Here is a 21,389-nt window from a genome sequence, read left to right on the forward strand (position 1 = left end):
CTACACGTCGTGGCTATGTGCCGGAAGTGCGCGGGACCAGGTCGAGGTGGGCGACATAGCCGATATGGTCCGAGAGCATCGAGCCGTCGCGGTCGTGTCCGAAGGGGACCGAGATCGCCTGCACTGCCAAGGCGATATGTTCGCCGGGGAAGAGAAAGTGCCGGTCCTTGCCGCGCCGATGGGTGGCGACCGCATCCTCTGCGCTCGCGCCACCGCAGATGTCGGGTGTCGCGATACAGCGGGACAGGGCGTCGGCGATCCCGCGCTGGCCGCGCGATGGCAGAGCGCTGGTGATCGCTGCCCGGCGCAGCATGCTGCGTCCGATGTTGAAGTCGCCCGCCACCACCAGCGGCTTGACGCGATCGGTCGCAGCCAGGAAGCGCTGTAGCGCCGATGCCTGCCGGCGATAGACCGCATTGGCCCGGTCGATCGCCACGCCGGAGGCCTTGCGCGCGTTGAGGTGGAGATTGACGATGGTGACGGCCCCCTGGGCGCCCGGCAGCTCGACCTCTGCCGCCATCGCCGCCTTGTTCGCGAGGCAGTCGAAACCGGCGCAGGCCTCTCCGAAGGTCATGCTGCGCACACGTCCGATCGGATAGTCGGACAGGATGACGAGCCCGCTGTCGAGCAGCTTGCCGATCCCTTCGCCATGTAGGCGATCGGGATCACTCCACAGACGCACATCGTCGTACCGCGCATCGCCCCGCGTGTCGGCTGACGGGCCGAAGGCGACGAACGCGTAGCCTGACGATCGGGCCATGGCGCGGGCGTCGTCGGAAAAGACTTCCTGGAGCAGCACGACATGAGGCTGCCGGCCTGCGGCGCGCAGGGCGCGCAAACGGTTCGCCATATGCAGCAGCGACGCGCGACGATTGATTCGGGCGGGCCAGGGCAGGCCCTCGACATTATAGGTCATGATCGAGAGCGGCGCAGCGACCGGCTGCGACAGCGGATCGAATGCATCCTTGTCGCCGGCGACGCCCCGTGCGCCCGCGAAGATCAGCCCACAACCGAGAAGCGCGGCGGCGATCCGGCTGCGTTTCGAGGTCATCCAGGGCGCGAACATGGCTCAGCCTATGCCGCTGGTTGATGGCGTCCTTCTGACCGCCCGATGGCGCTTTTCTTGGAGAATGGCGTCAGTTCGGAGACGCCGCATTTCTTGGGGGAGATGTCGAGGGAGATAGCACGAAAATGGACCCAATCCCGCTTGCGCGAGCGCTGACGGTGCGGGACATCGGGCGCAGGGGGGGGGACGCTATGCGACGCAACATCATCGGTTTTCTTGTCGGCACAATATCGTTCGGCGCGATGGCCTCGGCCGAAACGGACCTCGCGGCGGCCTTCGGCGCACGCGAGCAGATCCAAAAGATAAGCATGTCGCCGGACGGGACGCGCCTAGCCTATGTCGTGCCGACCAAAGGCCAGGGTTCGGCATTGCTCACCTTCGCTCCGGGTGTCGATCAACAGCCCAAGGTTGCGCTGATGTCCGATGGCGAGACCGACAGGCTATCGGGCTGCCACTGGATCACCAACAGCCGGCTGATCTGCGACATTTGGGGGCTGACGCGCACGCCCGATTCCGCTCTCTACGGTATTATCGCGTTCAGCCGCATCGTCGCTGTGGATATGGATGGTGGGAATCTGAAGATGCTGAGCAAGTCGTCCGGCTTCGACGGCCGAGGCGACAACACCAATGGCGGACGCGTGATTGACTGGCTTGCAGACGAGGACGGTGCCGTCCTCATGACAAGGATGCAACTGGCGGAAGATCGGATAGGCTCGCGCCTCGGCAGCAGTGAGGCCGGAATGGTTGTCGACAAAGTGGATACACGCACATTGGCGACCAGTCGAGTCGAGCGACCGGAACAATATCTTACCGGTTACCTGACCGATGGATATGGTCATATTCGCGTCAAAGGCGTCGAATTGTTCGAGAATGGTCGAAACTCAGGGCTTATCCGTTACTTTTTTCGTGCCGCTGACAGCAAGAAGTGGGAATCCTTCTCTACCTATAATTATATGGATCAGACCGGCTTCCTTCCTGTCGCCGTCGATCATGAACGCAACGCAGTTTACGGTTTCGACAAGACAGAAGGGCGGCGTGCGCTCTATCGCATGGCGCTCGATGGCAGCGGCAGTCGCGAGCTTCTGCTTGCCCGGCCCGATGTCGATGTCGATGACCTCGTTCAGATCGGCCGGCGCAATCGAGTGATCGGCGCGAGCTATGCGACCGACGCTCGCTATTCGGTCTATTTCGACGAGAAGATTGCCAAGCTGCGCGATTCGCTGGCCAAGGCGCTGCCCGGGCAGCCGATGGTGTCCATCGTCGATTCGAGCATCGACGAGAAGAAGCTGCTGATCCGCGCCGACAGCGACAAGGATCCGGGCGTCTATTACATTCTCGACCGGGCAACCAAACAGATGGCGACCTTCCAGCCGGTCCGCCCGCAGCTTGAAGGGCTGAAGCTGGCCGAGATGCGACCGGTCAGCTTTCCCGCTGCCGACGGCACGATGATCCCCGGCTATCTGACGCTGCCGCCCGGAAGCAGGGGCAAGAATCTGCCGGCGATCGTCATGCCCCACGGTGGTCCAGAAGCTCGGGATGAGTGGGGCTTTGACTGGATGGTCCAATATTATGCCGCACGAGGCTATGCCGTACTCCAGCCCAATTTCCGCGGCTCGACCGGCTACGGTGACGACTGGTTTCAGAAGAATGGCTATCAGTCCTGGCCGACTGCGATCGGCGACGTGACCGATGCCGGGCGCTGGCTGATCAAGCAGGGTATCGCTGCGCCGTCGAAGCTGGGCATCCTGGGCTGGTCCTATGGCGGCTATGCCGCGCTCCAGTCTGCGGTCATCGACCCCACCCTGTTCAAGGCGGTGGTTGCGATCGCCCCGGTAACGGACCTGCCCGCGCTCAAACAGGACAGCAGGTGGTGGTCCTACTACAGACTGGAAGCAGACAGGATCGGCGACGGACCGCAGGCGGTCCAGGGCTCACCGGCCCGCCGCGCGGCGAGCATCAAGGCGCCGGTTTTGATGTACCACGGCACGATGGACCGCAATGTCGACATCGAACAGTCGCGGTTGATGGACAAGGCGCTGAGGGCTGCGGGGCGGGACAGCCGATTGGTGGTGTTCGAAAATCGGGATCATCAGATCGACGATAGCGAGATGCGCGCGCAGATGCTGCGGGAGAGCGACGCCTTCATGCGCAAGGCGATGGGCTTGTAAACAGGAAAGGCGTGCCGGCGGCGCTCAGGCGATACTGGGGTGCTCGTGGCTCAGATAGTCGAACAGGCCCCGTATCTGGCCGGGGGAATAGCCGGCATGGCGCATCTCGGCGATGTCGGCTTCATCGAGCCGGTCTGCATGATGGCGCGCGAGTGAGGCGAAGCGGCGCAGTGTCTCGAGCCGCTGGTCGGCGAGGGGGCGGGGCAGCCTGATTCCGGATGCCCATTCGACGAACCTGCCGAGGCGGCTGCCGGCATCGATTTCCTGCGTCGCGTCGATCCGCTCGGCCAGCGCGATCACGCGCAGTTCAACCGGCGTGAAACGCACGGCATCATCCGCTGTCGGGTCCCTCGTCTGCCCGTCGAGAAAGGTGAAACCGACATAGGCCATGGTGATGCTCCCTACCGATGTGACCGATCGGTACGCATCAAGTACCGATCGGTTACATTCCGGTCAAGCGGTTCGGTGGCGATTGGGAATAGAAAATCTTTCCGGGCCAGTGCCGGCAGGTCATGCGGGCCTGCTTGCCAGCTGTGCAGGGTGAAATCGCGCCTGTTACAATTTCATGACATTGTTCGCGCGAACTGGCGGCGAGTGCCCGGACTATCGGGCGCGCCGGCTGTAACATTCGTGTAACAGGCGATCAGTAAGCGGGCTCGAGCCCGGCACAGGCCGGGATTGGAGACTCACGGAATGTTCAGGAATTTCGCCGCTGTGCTCGGCGCCACGTTGATCATCGGCAGCACGGCATCTGCCGCAGGCGCGGCCGCGATTTCGGGGGCCGGCGCGACCTTCCCGGCGCCGATCTACGCGAAGTGGGCCGAGAGCTACAAAGCGAGCACCGGCATCGGCCTGAACTATCAGGCGATCGGTTCGGGCGGCGGGATCAAGCAGATCAAGGCGCGGACGGTCGACTTTGGCGCATCCGACAAGCCGCTGAAGCCCGAAGAACTGGCGGCAGCCGGCCTCTATCAGTTCCCGACGATCATGGGTGGTGTGGTTCCCGTGGTGAATCTCCCCGGCGTCCAGCCGGGTCAGCTGAAGCTGTCGGGCGCGCTGCTCGCCGACATATTCATGGGCCGCGTTCTTAAGTGGAATGATCCGCGCATCGCCGCCCTCAACAAGGGCGTCAAACTGCCGCCGCTTCCGATCACCGTCGTGCATCGCTCGGACGGTTCGGGCACCTCTTTCCTCTTCACCACCTATCTCGCGATGAAGAGCCCGGCCTGGGCCTCGACGGTCGGCGCCAGTGACGCGGTCTCCTGGCCGACCGGGATCGGCGGCAAGGGCAATGACGGCGTTTCGGCCTTCGTCAAGCAGACCATGGGCTCGATCGGCTATGTCGAATATGCCTATGCCAAACAGAATAAGGCGACCTTCGTCCTGTTGCAGAACAAGGCGGGCAAGTTCGTCGCGCCTGCCGCCGCGAACTTCGCCGCTGCTGCAGCCGGCGCGAAATGGTCGGCGGCGCCGGGCAATTATGTCCTGCTGCTCGATCAGCCCGGAGCGTCGAGCTGGCCGATCACCGGCGCGAGCTTCATCCTCGTCTACCGCAGCCAGGCCGATGCGGCGACCGGCGCCAGCGTGTTGAAATTCTTCGACTGGGCGTACAAATCGGGGGATGCGACGGCGGCTCAGCTGGACTATGTGCCGCTGCCGGCTCCGGTGAAGGCGCTGGTCCGGAAGCAATGGCTTGCCAATGTGAAGGCGGGCGGTAAGCCGGTCTACGTAGCACGCTGATCGGAACGTCAACCCGAGAAGGCAAGGGGGTAGGCGAGGTGCGTTTGAACCTCGCCGCTTTACGGGAACAGGACCATGGCCAGCGCCGTAACTGACACTGCACGCTTCGGACCATCGCGTTCGACCGGCGAGGCCATTTTCCAGGCGGCCTGCCTGGGCGCGGCAACGATGCTGCTCGTCACTCTGGGCGGCGTCGTCATCAGCCTCGCCATCGGCGGCTGGCCGGCCTTCGCCGAGTTCGGGCTGGGATTTCTCACCTCGAGCGAATGGAATCCGGTCACCGAAGTCTATGGTGCTGCGGGCCCGATCGTCGGCACGCTGGTCACCGCCTTCCTTGCTTTGGTCATGGCGCTGCCGCTGGCGCTGGGCGTCGCCGTCTTTCTCGTCGAGTTCTGCCCCCGCACCATTGCGCAGCCGGTGGCGATCGCGGTCGAGCTGCTCGCCGGCATCCCGTCGATCGTCTATGGCATGTGGGGCCTGTTCGTGCTCGCGCCCTGGTTCGCCGAGCATGTTCAACTCCCGCTGATCATGGAGGCCGAGCCCGGCTCTTGGCAGGAGTCGGTATTTTCCGGCATTCCGAACGGCGCCAACATCTTCACCGCATCGGTCATCCTCGCGATCATGATCCTGCCCTATATGGCAGCGGTCTTCCGCGAGCTGTTCATGACCGTTCCGGCGCAGTTGCGCGAGGCCGCCTACGGCCTGGGTTGCACCCCCTTCGAGGTGGTCCGCTCGGTGATCATTCCCTATGTCCGGCGCGGTGTCGTCGGCGTGGTCATGCTCGGCCTCGGCCGCGCGCTCGGCGAGACGATGGCCGTCACCTTCATCATCGGTAATGCCCACGGCTTCCCCGACTCCATCTTCGCCTCGGGCTCGACCATCGCCTCGACGATCGCCAACGAGTTCGCCGAGGCCACCAGCGACATGCACAGCGCGGCGCTCGTCGCGCTCGGGCTGGTGCTGTTCTTCATCACCTTCGGCGTCCTCGCCATCGCCCGGGCTCTGCTCGGCGGCCAGAAATATTGAGGCCTTCGTCATGGACCGCGCCCTTTATCGCCGCCTCTCCAACTATCTGTTCGTCGGGCTCACGGCGATCGCGACGCTGATCGCGCTGACCGCGCTCGTGCTGATCCTGTGGTCGCTGCTGAGCAAGGGTCTGGGCGGCATCGACGCCAAGATCTTCACCATGACGCAGCCCGCTCCTGGCTCCGAAGGCGGTCTGTCCAACGCGATCATGGGATCGATCATGATGTGCGGCATGGGCCTGCTGATCGCCGTGGTGATCGGCGTGCTGGCCGGTACCTGGCTGTCGGAATATGGCGGCAGCTCCCCTTATGGTGCCGCCGTCCGCTTTCTCAACGACGTGCTGCTGTCGGCGCCGTCGATCCTGATCGGTCTGTTCGTCTACGAGATACTGGTCCGGCCCTTTCATGGCTTCTCTGCCATTGCGGGTGCCGTGGCGCTGGCGATCATCGCCATGCCGATCGTGACCCGGACGACCGAGGACATATTGAGCCTGCAGCCGAGCGCCTTGCGCGAAGCCGGTATGGCGCTGGGAGCCAGCCGCGCCTTCGTCATCCGCAAGGTGGTGTGGAAGTCCGCCCGCGCAGGCCTGATCACCGGCGCGCTGCTCGGCTTCGCCCGCATCAGCGGCGAAACCGCGCCTCTGCTGTTCACCGCGCTCGGCAACCAGTTCTTCTCGGTCGATCCGACCCAACCCATGGCCAGTCTGCCCACGACCATCTTCCAGTTCGCCCTGTCCGCCTATGAGGACTGGCAGCGTCTGGCCTGGGTCGGGGCGCTGCTGATCGCCGTCGCCGTCTTGTCCATCAACATCATCGGGCGCGTCGTCGCCCGGGAGGCCCGCCGCTAATGACCGACCTTCCTTCGCATCTGTCCGAAGAGGTCCATCTGGCCTTCCCGCCGAGCGACCGGCTCGCGATCGAAGCGCGCAAGCTGGACTTCTTCTATGGCAAAACCCAGGCGTTGTTCGGCGTCGACCTGCCGGTCGAGCGCAACAAGATCACCGCGCTGATCGGCCCGTCGGGCTGCGGCAAGTCGACCCTGCTGCGCGCGCTTAACCGGATCTACGATCTCTATCCGCGTCAGCATGCGGTCGGCCGCATCCTTCTCGACGGTCATGACGTGCTCGCCGACCGCAAGAGCCTCCAGCGCCTGCGCGAGCGCGAGGGCACGATCGACGAGGCGACGATGGTCCGTTCGCCGGTCGACGTCGCGGGCCTGCGCGCGCGCGTCGGCATGGTGTTTCAGAAGCCGACGCCTTTCCCGATGTCGATCTACGACAATGTCGCTTTCGGTGTGCGCCTCTACCAGCGCAAGAGCCGGGCCGAGATGGACGTGATCGTCGAGAAGTCGTTGCGCCGCGCCGCGTTGTGGGACGAGGTCAAGGACAAGCTGCACAGTTCGGGCCTCGGCCTGTCGGGCGGGCAGCAGCAGCGCCTCTGCGTGGCACGTGGCATCGCGGTGGAGCCGGATGTCCTCCTGCTCGACGAACCCGCCTCGGCGCTCGATCCGGTTTCCACCGCGAAGCTGGAAGAGACGTTGATCGAACTGCGCGAGGATTTCACGATCGTCATCGTGACGCACAACCTCCAGCAGGCGGCGCGTATCTCCAACTATACCGGCTTCATGTATCTTGGCCGGATGATGGAGTTTCAGCCGACCGAGGAGCTGTTCGCCAATCCGCGCGGCCAGCGCACGCGCGATTATGTGACAGGCCGCTTCGGCTGATCCGGTCCGGGCGGCGCGCCGCTCAGTCCGGCTGGGCCGGCACGCGCAATTCGCAGCGCGTCCCATGATCGATCGTCGAGCCCGCACTGATGTCCAGCGTGGCGCGGAGCGAACGGGCGAGCAATTGCATCAGGCTCGCTCCGCTGCCATGGCCTTTTTCCGATGGCGCGTCCGCCCGCCCGACGCCATTGTCCTCGATCGTCACCACCAGCCCGTCGCCTTCGCGCCGGACCCATAGGGCGATCTCTCCGAGACCATCGGGAAAGGCATGTTTGGCGGCATTGGTGATCGCCTCGTTGACGATCAGCGCGATCGCCACGGCTGTCTTCGCCGCTACCTGCATCGGTTCGGCATCGAGGCTCAGCGTGATGCCGGGGGGCAGCATAGCCTCCCGAATCCGGTCACAGACATCGCGCAAATGGTCGTGCAGCAGGACATTGGTCAGGTCGGCGCTGCTGAGCGCCAGGTTGGAATAGACGGCGGCGAGCGACTGCAGCCGGCCTGCCGCTGCGCGGAGCTCGTCCTGCACGTCGGGATCGGCGTGGGACATTGCGCGAGATACCAGAAGCGAGGCCGCGATCTGGAAATTGTTGCGCGTCCGGTGGTCCACCTCGCGCAAGGCGAGAGAGAGAAACTCGATATGACGGCGTTCCTCCTCGCGCAGACGCAGGGCCGTGGAGCGGAAGGCGGAGATTACGGCCACCGCAAGGACGAGAGAGAATGCGGCGACGAGAAGACCGATAAGCTGCGTCGCAGTGATCTCGAAGGAGCGAGCCGGGGGAATGACGAAATACCAGATGAGGATCAGGCAGATGCTTGCCGCGATCAGTCCCGCCCGTGCGCCGGCGACCAGGCTCGCCAATATGATGAAGGGGAAGACGAAGGCGAAGGGCGCCACACCCGGCGCAAAAATGTCGACGATCAGTCGTCCGGCGGCTGCAAGGCCGATCGCGGCCGCAGCTACCAGCAGGTCCGCCCCCAGATCGGGCTTTCGGCCGGCAAGGCGGAGGGAGATGTCGACGACGGTGTTCATGGGGCCATCCCTGCGTCTGCATCCGATGGTCGATGCGATATCGTTGCACGGCTGTAACGCCGACCGCCGAAGCGGGATAGCGCTAAATCACTGGCTCACAGAACCGGTGCGAGGCCGATCAGTCGAAGATCCTTCGTAATTTTCCGTCGCGTTTCTGGCGAATAACCGAGTTGATCGAGATAGGCGCGGGGTGCCGGAGCGACGGCGCTGTCCAGCCTCTCGAGCTGTTTCCAGGCTGCGCGCCCCTTTTCCCGGTCGCCCAGCATGCCATAGCCCGCGGCTGCCATGATGTAGAAGCCGCGCGGCCGCCCGATCACCGGCGGTGCCATCTGCGACAGGGCCTCACGGGCAAGAGCATGATCGTCGCGGATGATGGCGAGCATCAGCAGCGGGACATGATAACGGCCGGAGGGGTCATCGCCAACCGCGATCGCGCGGCGGATCACGGCTTCGGCGTGAGGGTCCCGGCAATCGGCCAGATAGACCCCTACATCAGCGAGCAAGTTCGGTTCATAAGGTTGCAGGGCGACGGCGCGCTGTGCGAAATTGGATGACTGAGAGCAGGAGCCGCGGGCCAGCGCAATGCGGGCCTGGGTGGCGTTGGTCCAGCCATTATAAGGGTCGAGTACACGTGCCAGCTGCGCGTGGCGCCGTGCGATGAGAAGATATCCGGCCTTCGAACTCGGATCGACGCCGGGATCGTACATCTTCTCCGCAGCCAGTTGTGCCGCAGCCGCCTGCAGCGTGGCATCGTCGGGATTGCGCGCCAGGCTGCGGTCGACGCAGGTCTCGACATGGAGGCGGTCCTCGGGCGATCGCTGCTTGCGATAGCGATGGTAAAGCAGCAGGCAGCTATAGCCGATCGCTTCCTGCCCGGCGCTGCGCTGGAGTTCGTGGATGGCAATCAACCCGTCCACCTTGCCGATGGTCGCGATGACGGACGCCAGTCGCTGGTCCAGAGCCGCCGCGTCGCTGCGCACGGTGGGCGGCAGCGTGACGTCGCCGGACCAGAGGAGCTTGTTGGGATATAGCTGGGTCAGGCGGAGGAAGAGGCGGGGCGATGGGCCATCGATCAGGTCCGCTCCCAGACGATAGCGCGCGGGGGGCGCGTCTCTCGACGGCGTTTGCACAGACGGCGACAGCGGAAGCGGGCGCAGGTCGAACGCAAGACTGCGACCGAGGCCGTTTATCAATACGGTGCGAATGCGCGAACCCAGCGGGCTCTGTCGCGCCATGTTCGTGCCGGCGACCTCAAGGATCGGGCGCTCATCGGCGGCGCGCGAGGTGCCCATGGGCAACAGAAGCGCCACAGCCGTGCCCAGGCCGACCACGAGCACCAGGGTCAGCAGCAGCGAGATCCCGAAGGACAGCCGCGATGGCCCCGACGAGGGCATATGTTCCGCAAGGGCGGGCGGCAGCGGCTCCGTTGAACCTTCCGGCGCGATCGTCGGCAGTTCGAGCACCACCTTGTACCGGCCGCTCGGTATGCTCAGCCGGGCTCCATATTGAGCGCCGGATAGCCGATAATGATTGTCGAGCATCTTGCGCAGACGGCCGACCTGCACCCGGGGGTAGCTGTCTGCGCGCGCATCATAATCGGGTGCGCGGCCAAGACCGTCGACCGCTACCGAATAGGCCTTCAGCTGGTCGCCTCTCCCGGCGACGGTTTCTTCCACCAGAAAGCAGAGCAACCGCTTCATGATCGGTGCGCGTGAAAAATCGGGTGAAGTCAGGATCGAGTCGAGTTCCATACGGATCAACGCAGCCTGCTCGGACGCCGCTCCCTGTGGTTCCTGGCGTGCGGCATCGGCGTCACTGCCTCCCGCTCCGGTTTGGTGCCCGCTCATCGGGCGTAACGATAAACGCTTCGAAACAGCGAGTCATGAACATTATCGAGCCTCGATGTAACGGTAACAGAGACGCAGAGAAACTGCCGCTACAGACGGCAATGCGCTGTTTTCGGCTGGCAGCCTGGCTGCGTGTTCGATGGGTCAAGCCTTCGCGCACGCCGGCGCAGTCCGGCGACTTCGGATCCTACCCCCAACGGGATCCTGGCCGCTGGCGCTTCGGCATGATTGGCCGACCGTCCATTTGGCCCCCACCGATGGACGGTCGGCCTTATCAATCGAGGCCGGGTGACTCAAAGCCGGGCATTCTCGCCGCGTCCGCTTCGACATCTTCCGCGTCGATCTCTCGATCGGGCGCCACCAAGGCCACGGCTTTTGCAAGGACCCGGAGCAATTCCAGGTGGCTATTCCGGCCGCCGATCCGCAGGTCGGGCTTTACGCCTCGGTCGTCGTCCTGGTCTGGACACGAGACCTGTTGCCCGGAGTGCTCGCCGGAGTGATCCTCTCGGGCATCTTCCTCGCCGCGAAAGTGCGGCGCATGTTCTCGGTCGAACGCTTCACCCGCTGCTTTCAGCCGGAATAGCCGGGGAAGGAGGTGCGCATCGACCTGTCGGCAGCGCATTTCTGGGACATCTCGGCCGCGGCAGCGCTCGACAAGATCGTGCTTCGGTTGCGGCGCGAGGGTAACGCCGTGGAGGTCGTCGGCTATAACCGGGCGAGCGCGGATATCGTCGACCGCTATGCGCTGCACGACAGCATCGGTTTGCAGACGGGCCTGATCCCGCACGGAGCGCGGTCAGTCGAACGGGCTCGGCGGATCCGTGAAATAGTCCGGCTCCGCGTCGATGGCTTCGACGGCAGGGGGCAGTGCGGGAAGGACGGGCACCGTTCCGTCGAGCGACAGGCGGATGAAGGCGGTGGTGCCTGCAATGCCCTGGAAGATGGCGGGTACGCCTTCGCCCTGCTTCAGCAGGCGCGCGATGAGGGGGGCCCGTTCCGCCGGCACATAGCCGAGGGGCACATCGCGCGCCGACAGGATGAGGACCGCGTTCGGGTCGACCGGATTGCCGGGTTCGGCGACCAGCCTGACCGGCTCGCCGGGTCGGCAGGTGGCGAGTTCGAAGCGGCGCGATATATTGCCATGCAACCGCGCGTCCCGGTTGGGGAAGTCGACCCCCTTCACAGGGAGAGTGATTTGTCGCGCCATCGACGGTCCTGCCTTTCTCGCTCAACGGCGCGGGGGCGCCAGCCTGGCTAAGTCCATGGCTTCACGGTCGCGATGGCGCAATCCTCCGCCAAGGCTGACGAGTTGAGCGGAGGTCGCGCGCGATGTAGGGAGGGGCATGATCGATCAGGACGAGTCTGCAGCCATTCCGATCGGCGCAATCATATTGGCGGTTGCCGCCGTCGTGGTTCCGCTCGTCCTGTTGTTCTGGCTGATGAGTCTGTACGGCTGAGCGCGCAGGCAGGGTTGGGTTGCGGGGCTGGGGCTACCCCGTGATCGGACCGCCCGGAAGAGTCGGAACAATTTTTCGATAAGACGGTTAACGGCGCATGGGGGCCAACTCTGGTCTTGCATGTCTTTGGGGGACAATGCGCAATTTGCGATCATCGGGTAGCGCCGTTCGTCACGATTGGTGCTGAGCGAGTGCAGGACTTCGAAGGTCCGGGCGCTGGCGCAACGGCGACCACAGGCGCGCTGCACGATGCCCACCATGGCGAGGCGGACCGGCTGACGCCTTATGCGGTCGAGGGGCTGTTCGACGATCCAGAGCTTCAAGGGATAACGCGCTTCGCTGCGCGGTTATGCGAATGTCCCATCGCCCTCGTGAGCCTGGTCGAAGAAGAGCGTCAGCGTTTCGTTACGCGGACCGGCCTTGCGGCGGTGGAAACGCCCCGGAGCCTGTCCTTCTGCGCCCATGCCATGATGGGTCATGCGATGATGGAGGTTCCCGACGCCCGGGAGGATCCCAGATTTCGCGACAACGCGTTGGTTACGGGCGCGCCGCATATCCGCTTCTATGCAGGCGCACCGCTCCGCTCCTCGCAGGGCGCTCCCCTTGGGTCGCTCTGCGTCATCTCGTCCGAGCCGCGCGCGGGACTGAGCGAAGCGCAGCGCGAAGGGCTCGAGGTCCTTGCCCGCTCGGTGATGCGCTTTCTGGAGGATCGTCGCGAAAAGCTGGCGCGTCATGCCTGGGAGTTGGCGGCCGAAGCCGAGCTCGCGGCAAGCGAAGAGCGATTTCGTGTGCTGGCGGATGCCATGCCGCAGATGGTATGGTCGACCCGCCCCGATGGCTATCATGATTATTACAACGCCCGCTGGTATGCGTTCACCGGAGCGACTGCCGGAGAAACCGCCGGCAATGGCTGGAACGGCCAATTCCACCCCGACGATCAGGAGCGCGCCTGGACGATCTGGCGCCACTCGCTCGAAACCGGCGAGCCTTATGAGATCGAATATCGCCTGCGCCGCTTCGATGGCGAATATCGCTGGACGCTCGGGCGGGCGCTCCCGCTGCTCGACGAGCAGGGCGCGATCCGCCGCTGGTTCGGAACCTGCACCGACATTCACGACCAACGGATGATGCGGGAGCAGCAGGATCTGCTCTCGCGCGAGCTCGGCCACCGCATCAAGAACATCTTCACCGTCGTGGCGTCGCTGCTGCGGCTGTCGAGCCGCAACGATCCCGGCCTGAAGCACTATGCGGTGCGTCTCAGCGAACAGATCGCTGCGCTGGGCCGCGCCTATGACTATGTCCGGCCTCAGGACGGCACGTCGGCTTTCACCCTGCAAGGCATGCTGCGCGAATTGTTTGCCGCGTATAATTTCGATGGCGCTGCGCGCGTCCGCGTCACCGGCGAGGACGTCATTTTGTCCGAGAAACATATGACGCCGCTCGCGCTCACCTTTCACGAACTCGCGACGAACGCCGTCAAATATGGAGCATTGGCGGGCCCGAAGGGAATGGTGGAGCTATCGATCGCCCGGCATGACGGGCAGCTGCAGCTCGACTGGGTAGAGCGGGGCGGCGAGGTGCAGAAAGCAAGCAGCCACCAGGGCTTCGGCTCCGAACTCGTCAAGGCCAGTATCGAGCGTCAGTTGCGCGGTACGTTCACCCGCGACTGGTTGCCGACAGGGCTCCACGCAAAGGCTTCGATCCCGTTCAGCGAGTGATGCCTGGCAGCGTAATCCGCCGCCCGATGGTCGAGCCGTAACGCTTATCGGTCGTTCGATGTCCACAAGGGCACCGAGCGCCACGGCAGGACGGCAGCCTGGGGCACGGGCCACCGCGCCGTGCCATAGGTGCGCAGCTCGGTCGCGGTTTCGGCATAGGCCTGTGCCAGATCGTGAAATTGCTGCCGGCTGATCGGATCGGTGGTCAGTGCGGCATCCGACAAGGCGCGCTTGCGCAGTTGCTCGAGCATCCTGGTGTCGCATTGATCATGGGTCATCGCTGTCTCCGTGCGCTGATTGCCGAAGCAAGGGTGCAGATATGGCGATCATTCTTGGTAAAATAAGAAAAATATGATCGGACCCGTAACAAAATTGAAAATAAACTTATAATATGGGAAATCAAAACATGCTGTATATGGAATCCATGGCCCGATCGAATCCGATGAGTCAGGAAAAGATAAAATATCATGTGGACCATTATGTTTTGCCTTGCCGGTTTGCATAAAAGGGAAAGGCTTTCCCTCTATTACGCCAACCAATGCTGGCATGCAAATTGCCAGGGATGCGGAAGGCCGATGCTTAGAATGGAAGGAAAATGGCAGATTGATCGTCGCCTGATCAAGGAGTGACGGCTTCGAGCCTCGTTGCGGTGCAGATGGACGGCTTGCCCCGCATAGGTCTCCAGCTTGTTTTCCTCCTGATCATCCCCATATCCCAAGTACCGCGGCACGTCTTCGCACGCTACGGCTGAGAGACAATTTTGGGCTCCCGCACCGAGGAGCGCCAGATGACCTATCCCTCCAGAACCTGTCCTGCCGGCGAAGCCGGGGCCGAGGCGAGTGATCCTCCCGTCGACCTGAACATGCAGCTTGCGCGCGAGCAAGCGGCGATCATGCGGTCCGAGGTCGCTACTGACGTCGAAAGCCGCACCGTCCACAGGAACATGGCGCGCGACGCCCGGCGCCTCATCGAGGAAACCGCCTTTCCGCTGCGCGCGCCGCATGATTTCGAAGTGGGGCCCGCCGTCGGCGGGCCGGCGCGGACAGCGGCCCTCGATATGACAAGCCGGATGGCAAGGCGTCTGTACGATGGCTTTGCCGGAGGTTTCGTCAGCCCCAAGGGTTTTGCGCACAGGAGCAGGGTGCTCAGGCAGGCGATCGCACGCTGCGGCTGACGATCTCCGGCGAGCCTTGTCCTCACCCACAGGAGACGTTCGATGTCAGTGCCCGATGAAAGCGACGAAGTTGTTCTGATGGCACAGCACGGCATCCGCAAGATGCTGGTGCCTCGCTATCTCTACCGCGACTATCGATATCATCTGCTGTCGGACGCCGTCGCTATGGCGTTGCGCGACGAAGCGCGCGATCCCGCAGTCCGCTAGCCGGATATGGGATCAGCCGATGGGGCGACGAGTATGGCTTTCTTATCCTTCTCTGAACGGGGCGCGCATCATGGGGCCGAGTTACTTTAGAATGAGAATGGAAGCGTCCTATGCCGCAGCAGCGGCGGCAACGCATCCGTCTGCGCGCAGCGCTCATCTTCGCCTCGCCAAGGCGTACGGAAAGCTGCTTGGCACCGAGGGGACCATCGACCGGGCGCCGACATGGCCCCCCGCCCGCGTCACAAGAAAAGAGGAGCGTCTCGCCGGATTGGACTGCTGGGAGAATGAAGGCGGGCCCGCCGGCGCAAACGGGGCCTGAGGCGCGAAGTACCCGCTTAGCCTTCTCGCCCGCGGCGAATGTGACATGCCATTTCTGAATCGAGAAGGTGGAGGCCCGAGCCGGAATCGAACCGGCATGTGCGGATTTGCAGTCCGCAGCCCCAGCAATGCCGCTAAACCAGCCAGTGCTGCGCCAGCGCAACGTGGAGGCGGATGCCGGTCTCCAGCACCTTATCGTTGAAATCATAATGTGGGTTGTGGAGGGGCGCGGCATGATCCGGCGCGGCCTGGCCAAGCCAGATATAGGCACCGGGGCGCTGCTGGAGCATGAAAGAGAAGTCTTCGGACGTCGGCGCAGGTTCGGGCGCGAGTTCGGCTTTGGCTACCGTAGCGGCGACGGCCATTACGTCGGCTGCTGCGACCGGATCGTTGATCGTGGCCGGATAGTAGCGGTCGTAGTCGATCGCGGCTTGCACTTCGAAGCCGACCTCGATGCCTTTGAGCATCGCGCGTATCCGCGCCTCGATACGGTCCTGCACCGCCGGATCGAAGGTGCGGACGGTGCCGCTTACGGTGACTTCAGCGGGAATCACATTGTGTGCGTGGCCGCCGTGAATCTGGGTGATCGAAAGAACCGCGGCGGCATAGGCCGGCACGGCGCGGGAGACGATGGTGTTCAGCTGCTGCACGAGGCTGGCGGCGGCAAGGATCGCATCGGGGCTGTCCTGCGGAATTGCAGCGTGGCCGCCCTTGCCGGTGAGCGTGATCTGGAACTTGTCGGCTGCGCCCATGATCGCACCTGGGCGGGTGCTGATCGTGCCGGCTGGCAGGTCCGGCCAGTTGTGCAGGGCATAGACGCGGTCGCACGGGAAGCGATCGAACAGCCCTTCCTCGATCATCACCCGCGCGCCGCCCTGGCCTTCCTCGGCAGGCTGGAAGATCAGGTTGAGCGTGCCGGCGAAATCGGGATCCGCAGCCAGCATGTGCGCCGCGCCCAGCAGCATCGCCACATGGCCATCGTGGCCACAGCCGTGAAACGTGCCGGCCGTGGTGCTGGCCCAGGGCAGATTGGTCTGTTCGTGGATCGGCAGCGCGTCCATATCGGCGCGTAGGCCCAAGGTGCGGGTGCCCGGGCGCTTTCCTTTCAGTACGCCGACGAGGCCGGTGGTGCCGATGCCCTCATGAACCTCTATGCCCAGGCCGCGCAGTTCCTCGGCGATGCGCGCGGCGGTGCGGTGCTCGCAGAAGCCGAGTTCCGGATGAGCATGGATGTCGCGGCGCAGGGCGACCAGATCCGGAATGATGTCGGCCAGCTCTGCCGTCAGAGGGTCAGGCATGGTTCTGGCCGAACAGATTCTGGATAGGGAAGTGGTGTTTGATGAAAGGCGATTTGATCACGACATAGGAGAAATATTTTTCGATGCCATAGTCGCTTTCGAGGATGCCCTCGATGATCGACTGATAGTGCGCAACGCCGCGCGCAACGAACTTCAGCAGATAATCGTACCCTCCCGAGACGAGGTGGCATTCGACGATCTCGTCAATCTTGACGATGCGGCTTTCGAAGCGGGCGAAATCGCCTCGGCGGTGTTCGCTCAGGGTCACCTCGGTGAAGACGGTAAGAAATTCGCCGAGCTTGTTGAGGCTCACATGCGCGCCGTAACCGGTGATATACCCGGCCCTTTCCAGCCGCTTGACCCGCGTGAGGCAGGGGCTGGGTGACAGGCCGACCGCATCGGCCAGCTCGACATTTGTGATCCGCCCCTCCTGCTGGAGCTTGGCTAGGATCTTGAGATCGATCCTGTCGAGCTTGGGTCCTCCCGGGAGCATCGCGCGCTCGCTGCTTCAGGCGTCTTGCGGCGCAACGGCGGCGCGGATGTCGGGCTGATCGAGCAGCTGATCCAGCGAGCGTTCCACGCGATCAAAGATCATGTCCATTTCCTCCAGCGTGCAGCACAGCGCTGGTGCGAAGCCGAGCACGGCATTGGCGAAGCAGCGTACGATCACCCCATTGGCATAGGTCAGCTTTGCAAGGCGTCCGGCGATGTCCAGCGAGCCGTCGAAAATCGCCCGCGTCGTCTTGTCGGGGGTGAGTTCTATCGCGCCGAGCATGCCGCGATAGCGCACATCGCCGACCAGTGGGTGGCTGCGGATGCGTTCCATCCTTTCGGCAAATCGCTCTCCGGTCTTGCGACCGTTTTCGAGCAGTCCGCCTTCACGATAGAGGCGCAGCACTTCCAGTGCCACGGCGGCGGCGACGGGGTGGCCCGAATAGGTCTGGCCATGGCCGATGGGCAGAGCCGGAGGAGCGGCATCGGCGATAGTCTGATAGACGTGATCGGCCATGAACATCGCGCCCATCGGGATGTAACCGGCCGTCAGGCCTTTGGCCGCGGTCATGAAGTCGGGCGAGACGCCTTCATCGAGGCAGGCGAAGAGCGGGCCGGTGCGACCGAAGCCGGTGATGACCTCGTCCACCACCATCAGGATCCCGAGCCGCGTGCAGGTCTTGCGCAGCGCCTTGAGCCAGCCGCGCGGAGGGACGATGACGCCGCCCGAGCCCTGGATCGGTTCGCAGAAGAAGGCCGCGACATTGTCGGCCCCGAGTTCGGCAACCTTGGCTTCCAGCGCCGCAACGGTTGAAGCGATCACCGCCGCCTCATCATCCCCCTGTGGGTGGCGATAGGGATAGGGCGAGCTGATATGGTGCTGCCAGGGGCGCGGCAGATCGAAGTTGCGGTGGAAATTGCCGAGCGCGGTAAGTCCGGCGCCAAGGCTGCTCGATCCGTGATAGCCCCATTCCAGTGCGATGAAGTGCTTCTTCTCGGGCCTCCCTGCCGCATTCCAGTAATGAACTATGTAGCGGATGGCGCTGTCGATGGCATCCGAGCCGCCTTGGGTGAAAAACACATGGTCGAGTCCCGCCGGTGCGGCGGCAGTAAGCTCCCCGGCAAGGCGGATAGCCGGTTCGCTGGCGAAGTGGAAATAGCCGGTGGCATAGGGCAGGCGGCGCATCTGCTCTGCTGCGACTTCGACGATCGAATCCTGACCGTAGCCGACGTTCACGCACCACAGGCCCGCAAAAGCATCAAGCAGTCGGTTTCCTTCGGCATCCGTCAGCCACATGCCCTTGCCGGATTCGAGCACGACCGCGCCGTTCTGTTCGTGGCCCCGGAACGATGTGACCGAGTGGATCAGGTGATCGCGATCGATATCGAGAAGGGCACGGTTCGAAAGAGCATAAGCGGGGGCGTTCATCGCGGCTCGTCCATTGAGGAACAATGCCGATAGACTATGCTGCGAGCAAGAGCGGGATTCGCCGAAAGCGATCGCGAAGGGGCGCTTCGGGGGCGTTCAGATGACCGGGCGCAGCACTTTATGCCGCGCCCAGTCGGGGTCAGCCGAGAGCTTCGGCAATGGCCTTCCCGCAGTTTTCCGTGCTGGCCGCGCCCTTCAGATCACGCGTGCGAGCCGAAGGGGTGGCAAGAACCTGTTCGACTGCGCGCATGATCGCAGCGGCAGCTTCTGCTTCGCCCAGATGCTCCAGCATCATCGCGGCGGACCAGATCTGGCCAACGGGATTCGCGATCCCCTGCCCAGCAATGTCGGGCGCGGAGCCGTGGACCGGCTCGAACAGCGAAGGATGCGTGCCCTCCGGGTTGATATTGCCCGACGGTGCGACGCCGATCGTGCCGGTGCAGGCCGGGCCGAGATCGGAAAGGATATCTCCGAACAGGTTCGAGCCGACCACTACATCGAAGCGATCCGGATTCAGCACGAACTGCGCCGTGAGGATATCGATGTGGTATTTGTCATGGCGCACATCGGGATACTCGGCGCCGATGGCTTCCACGCGCTGATCCCAGTAGGGCATGGTTATGGCGATGCCATTGGATTTGGTGGCGCTGGTCAAGTGTTTGCGTGGGCGCTTCTGTGCCAGATCGAAGGCATAACGGAGTACGCGGTCCACACCGATGCGGGTCATCACTGTTTCCTGGATCACCACTTCGCGGTCCGTGCCGGGGAACATGGTGCCGCCGACCGAGGAGTATTCACCCTCGGTATTCTCGCGCACGACCCAGAAGTCGATATCGCCCGGCTCGCGGCCGGCCAGCGGGCAGGGCACGCCAGGCATAAGGCGCACGGGACGCAGATTCACATATTGATCATATTCGCGGCGGAACTGCAGCAGCGATCCCCAGAGCGAGATGTGATCGGGCACGGTATCGGGCCAGCCGACAGCACCGAAGAAAATCGCATCGGGACGGCCGATCTCTTCCTTCCAGTTCTCGGGCATCATCCTGCCATGATGCGCATAATAGTCGCAGCAGGCGAAATTGTGCCACTTCTGTTCGATATCGAAGCCGAACAGCATCGCCGCCTTTTCCAGCACGCGCATGCCTTCGGGCATGACTTCCTTGCCGATCCCATCGCCGGGGATTACCGCAATGATATGCTTTCGCCTGTTGCTTGCCATGCTTGTCCCCCGGGTTTCAGATCTTCAGGCTACCGATGTGGAATGCCTTGGTTTCCAGATATTCCTCGATGCCCATAGTGCCGCCTTCGCGCCCGAGGCCCGATTGCTTGACCCCGCCGAACGGCGCCATTTCCATCGCGATCGAGCCGGTGTTGAGCGCAATCATCCCTGCCTCTAGCGCCTCGGCTACCCGGAACGCCCGATCGAGGCCCGAGGTATAGAAATAGCTCGCCAGACCGTAGGGCGTGTCGTTGGCCAGCGCGATGGCCTCCTGTTCGGTTTCGAAGCGGAACAGGGGGGCGACGGGGCCGAATGTTTCCTCGGACGCGAGCCACATGTCGGGCGAGGCATTGCCGATCACGACGGGCCGCGCGAAGTTGCCACCCTGCGCGCCGCGGCCCGAAAACAGCAACTTGCCACCCTTGGCCAGTGCATCTTCGACATGAGCGGACACCTTGTCCTTCGCCGCGCGATTGATCAGCGGGCCGGTGGTGGCATCAGGGTCCATGCCGTTACCGACAGTGAGCGCCGCGACAGCCGCGCCGAGGCGGTCGGCAAATTCGTCGTAGACCGTCGAATGGACCAGGATTCGGTTGGCGCATACGCAGGTCTGTCCGGCATTGCGGAACTTGCTGGCCATCGTCGCCTTAACGGCCAGATCGAGGTCGGCATCGTCGAACACAATGAGCGGTGCATTGCCGCCCAGTTCGAGGCTCAGCCGCTTGATCGTGTCCGCACTCCGGCGCATCAGTAGCGCTCCGACGCGGGTGGAGCCGGTGAAGGAGAGCTTGCGCACGACGGGGCTTGCTGTGATCGCCGCGCCGATGGCCTCGGGCATGCCGGTGAGCACGTTGATCGAACCGCTGGGGAAGCCCGCTCGTCGCGCCAGTTCGGCCAGCGCGAGCGCAGTAAAGGGCGTCAGCTCCGAAGGCTTGATCACGACCGGGCACCCGGCGGCAAGTGCGGGTGCGCACTTTCGGGTAATCATGGCGGCGGGGAAGTTCCACGGCGTGATCGCGGCAGAAACGCCGACCGGTTCGGTCATCACGATGATGCGCCGGTCACGCTCGGGCGAAGGCACGTTGCGGCCGCCGATGCGGCGGCCTTCCTCTGCGAACCATTTGATGAACGAGGCGGCGTAGCGAATTTCACCCTGTGCCTCGGCCAGAGGCTTGCCCTGTTCGGCGGTCATGATCAGCGCAAGATCGTCGAGATTGGCCAGTACCAGCGCATGCCAGGCTTCCAGCAGCACGGCACGCTCATTTGCCGTGCGGCGACGCCATTCGGACCAGGCGCGTTGCGCGGCGGCGATCGCGGTTGTGGTTTCGGCTTCCCCGCAATCGGGCACCGTACCGATGATCTCGCCCGTGGCCGGGTCGGTGACCTCGATCGAGGGCAGACCGCCGGAAATCCATTCGCCATCTATCAGTGCCGCCTGCAGCAGCAGGGTGCTGTCGTTCAGGGTGAGCATG

The 21,389-nt window shown here is 63.8% G+C and carries 19 protein-coding genes, 1 pseudogene and 1 other annotated feature; of the genes and pseudogenes, 9 read left to right on the plus strand and 11 right to left on the minus strand.

Annotated elements, in window-relative coordinates:
* Positions 1 to 13: 13 nt before the first annotated feature.
* Positions 14 to 1,066 carry an endonuclease/exonuclease/phosphatase family protein gene (locus tag ACNI3R_RS15315; RefSeq protein WP_426184866.1) on the minus strand — a complete coding sequence of 351 codons (1,053 nt, stop codon included), beginning with the start codon at positions 1,064 to 1,066 and terminating at the stop codon, positions 14 to 16.
* Positions 1,067 to 1,257: 191 nt separating this feature from the next.
* On the opposite strand from ACNI3R_RS15315, the gene ACNI3R_RS15320 reads away from it, so the two are divergent.
* Positions 1,258 to 3,234: an alpha/beta hydrolase family protein gene (locus tag ACNI3R_RS15320; RefSeq protein ID WP_426184868.1), complete on the plus strand. Its 1,977-nt coding sequence runs from the start codon at positions 1,258 to 1,260 to the stop codon at positions 3,232 to 3,234.
* A gap of 24 nt (positions 3,235 to 3,258) precedes the next feature.
* Here ACNI3R_RS15320 and ACNI3R_RS15325 read toward each other — a convergent pair whose 3' ends face one another.
* Positions 3,259 to 3,624 (minus strand): hypothetical protein, encoded by a 366-nt coding sequence (locus tag ACNI3R_RS15325; RefSeq protein ID WP_426184870.1) that lies wholly within the window; start codon positions 3,622 to 3,624, stop codon positions 3,259 to 3,261.
* Between the two features lie 303 nt (positions 3,625 to 3,927).
* Here ACNI3R_RS15325 and pstS point away from each other — a divergent pair, with 303 nt between their 5' ends.
* From pstS to ACNI3R_RS15345, 4 genes are all read left to right on the plus strand, one after another.
* Positions 3,928 to 4,974, plus strand: coding sequence for a phosphate ABC transporter substrate-binding protein PstS (pstS, locus tag ACNI3R_RS15330; protein WP_426184872.1), 1,047 nt, complete (start codon positions 3,928 to 3,930; stop codon positions 4,972 to 4,974).
* Positions 4,975 to 5,049: 75 nt separating this feature from the next.
* Positions 5,050 to 6,000, plus strand: coding sequence for a phosphate ABC transporter permease subunit PstC (pstC, locus tag ACNI3R_RS15335; protein ID WP_426184874.1), 951 nt, complete (start codon positions 5,050 to 5,052; stop codon positions 5,998 to 6,000).
* 10 nt (positions 6,001 to 6,010) lie between these two features.
* Complete coding sequence (pstA, locus tag ACNI3R_RS15340; protein WP_426184876.1) at positions 6,011 to 6,847, plus strand: phosphate ABC transporter permease PstA; 837 nt, start codon at positions 6,011 to 6,013, stop codon at positions 6,845 to 6,847.
* Positions 6,847 to 7,725, plus strand: a complete 879-nt coding sequence (locus ACNI3R_RS15345; RefSeq protein WP_296625026.1) for a phosphate ABC transporter ATP-binding protein — start codon at positions 6,847 to 6,849, stop codon at positions 7,723 to 7,725. Before pstA ends, ACNI3R_RS15345 begins: the two co-directional genes overlap by 1 nt.
* A 22-nt stretch (positions 7,726 to 7,747) precedes the next feature.
* Here ACNI3R_RS15345 and ACNI3R_RS15350 read toward each other — a convergent pair whose 3' ends face one another.
* Positions 7,748 to 8,758 (minus strand): sensor histidine kinase, encoded by a 1,011-nt coding sequence (locus ACNI3R_RS15350; RefSeq protein WP_426184879.1) that lies wholly within the window; start codon positions 8,756 to 8,758, stop codon positions 7,748 to 7,750.
* A 95-nt stretch (positions 8,759 to 8,853) separates the two neighbouring features.
* Positions 8,854 to 10,509: a tetratricopeptide repeat protein gene (locus ACNI3R_RS15355; RefSeq protein ID WP_426185127.1), complete on the minus strand. Its 1,656-nt coding sequence runs from the start codon at positions 10,507 to 10,509 to the stop codon at positions 8,854 to 8,856.
* A gap of 474 nt (positions 10,510 to 10,983) precedes the next feature.
* Positions 10,984 to 11,039, plus strand: a sequence feature (sul1 is cis-regulatory element that is thought to sense ions involved in sulfur or methionine metabolism; They are found in Alphaproteobacteria).
* On the opposite strand from ACNI3R_RS15355, the pseudogene ACNI3R_RS15360 reads away from it, so the two are divergent.
* Positions 11,039 to 11,392 (plus strand): annotated as a pseudogene (locus ACNI3R_RS15360) (STAS domain-containing protein); the annotation flags it as partial. (Overlaps the previous feature by 1 nt.)
* Before the next feature lie 9 nt (positions 11,393 to 11,401).
* Here the strand turns inward: ACNI3R_RS15360 and ACNI3R_RS15365 are convergent.
* Positions 11,402 to 11,812, minus strand: coding sequence for an HIRAN domain-containing protein (locus ACNI3R_RS15365; protein ID WP_426184881.1), 411 nt, complete (start codon positions 11,810 to 11,812; stop codon positions 11,402 to 11,404).
* Positions 11,813 to 12,253: 441 nt separating this feature from the next.
* Here ACNI3R_RS15365 and ACNI3R_RS15370 point away from each other — a divergent pair, with 441 nt between their 5' ends.
* Positions 12,254 to 13,780, plus strand: coding sequence for a sensor histidine kinase (locus ACNI3R_RS15370; protein ID WP_426184883.1), 1,527 nt, complete (start codon positions 12,254 to 12,256; stop codon positions 13,778 to 13,780).
* 44 nt (positions 13,781 to 13,824) lie between these two features.
* Here the strand turns inward: ACNI3R_RS15370 and ACNI3R_RS15375 are convergent, their stop codons facing one another.
* Positions 13,825 to 14,058, minus strand: a complete 234-nt coding sequence (locus ACNI3R_RS15375; RefSeq protein ID WP_426184885.1) for a hypothetical protein — start codon at positions 14,056 to 14,058, stop codon at positions 13,825 to 13,827.
* A 509-nt stretch (positions 14,059 to 14,567) separates the two neighbouring features.
* Here ACNI3R_RS15375 and ACNI3R_RS15380 point away from each other — a divergent pair.
* Both ACNI3R_RS15380 and ACNI3R_RS15385 read left to right on the plus strand, forming a co-directional pair.
* Positions 14,568 to 14,954 (plus strand): hypothetical protein, encoded by a 387-nt coding sequence (locus ACNI3R_RS15380; RefSeq protein WP_426184887.1) that lies wholly within the window; start codon positions 14,568 to 14,570, stop codon positions 14,952 to 14,954.
* Positions 14,955 to 14,996: 42 nt separating this feature from the next.
* Positions 14,997 to 15,161 carry a hypothetical protein gene (locus tag ACNI3R_RS15385; RefSeq protein ID WP_426184889.1) on the plus strand — a complete coding sequence of 55 codons (165 nt, stop codon included), beginning with the start codon at positions 14,997 to 14,999 and terminating at the stop codon, positions 15,159 to 15,161.
* Positions 15,162 to 15,613: 452 nt separating this feature from the next.
* Here ACNI3R_RS15385 and ACNI3R_RS15390 read toward each other — a convergent pair whose 3' ends face one another.
* From ACNI3R_RS15390 to ACNI3R_RS15410, 5 genes are all read right to left on the minus strand, one after another.
* Positions 15,614 to 16,777, minus strand: a complete 1,164-nt coding sequence (locus ACNI3R_RS15390) for a M20 aminoacylase family protein (protein ID WP_426184891.1) — start codon at positions 16,775 to 16,777, stop codon at positions 15,614 to 15,616.
* Positions 16,770 to 17,270 (minus strand): Lrp/AsnC family transcriptional regulator, encoded by a 501-nt coding sequence (locus ACNI3R_RS15395; RefSeq protein WP_426184893.1) that lies wholly within the window; start codon positions 17,268 to 17,270, stop codon positions 16,770 to 16,772. The genes ACNI3R_RS15390 and ACNI3R_RS15395 overlap by 8 nt, the downstream gene beginning before the upstream one ends.
* 15 nt (positions 17,271 to 17,285) lie before the next feature.
* Positions 17,286 to 18,698: an aspartate aminotransferase family protein gene (locus ACNI3R_RS15400; protein WP_426184895.1), complete on the minus strand. Its 1,413-nt coding sequence runs from the start codon at positions 18,696 to 18,698 to the stop codon at positions 17,286 to 17,288.
* 139 nt (positions 18,699 to 18,837) lie between these two features.
* Positions 18,838 to 19,917, minus strand: a complete 1,080-nt coding sequence (locus tag ACNI3R_RS15405; RefSeq protein WP_426184897.1) for a tartrate dehydrogenase — start codon at positions 19,915 to 19,917, stop codon at positions 18,838 to 18,840.
* A gap of 16 nt (positions 19,918 to 19,933) precedes the next feature.
* On the minus strand, positions 19,934 to 21,388 hold the full coding sequence (locus ACNI3R_RS15410) for an NAD-dependent succinate-semialdehyde dehydrogenase (protein WP_426184899.1): 1,455 nt from the start codon (positions 21,386 to 21,388) through the stop codon (positions 19,934 to 19,936).
* Position 21,389: the final 1 nt, after the last annotated feature.

Source organism: Rhizorhabdus antheiae (assembly GCF_049889055.1).
In the GTDB taxonomy this organism is placed as follows: domain Bacteria; phylum Pseudomonadota; class Alphaproteobacteria; order Sphingomonadales; family Sphingomonadaceae; genus Rhizorhabdus.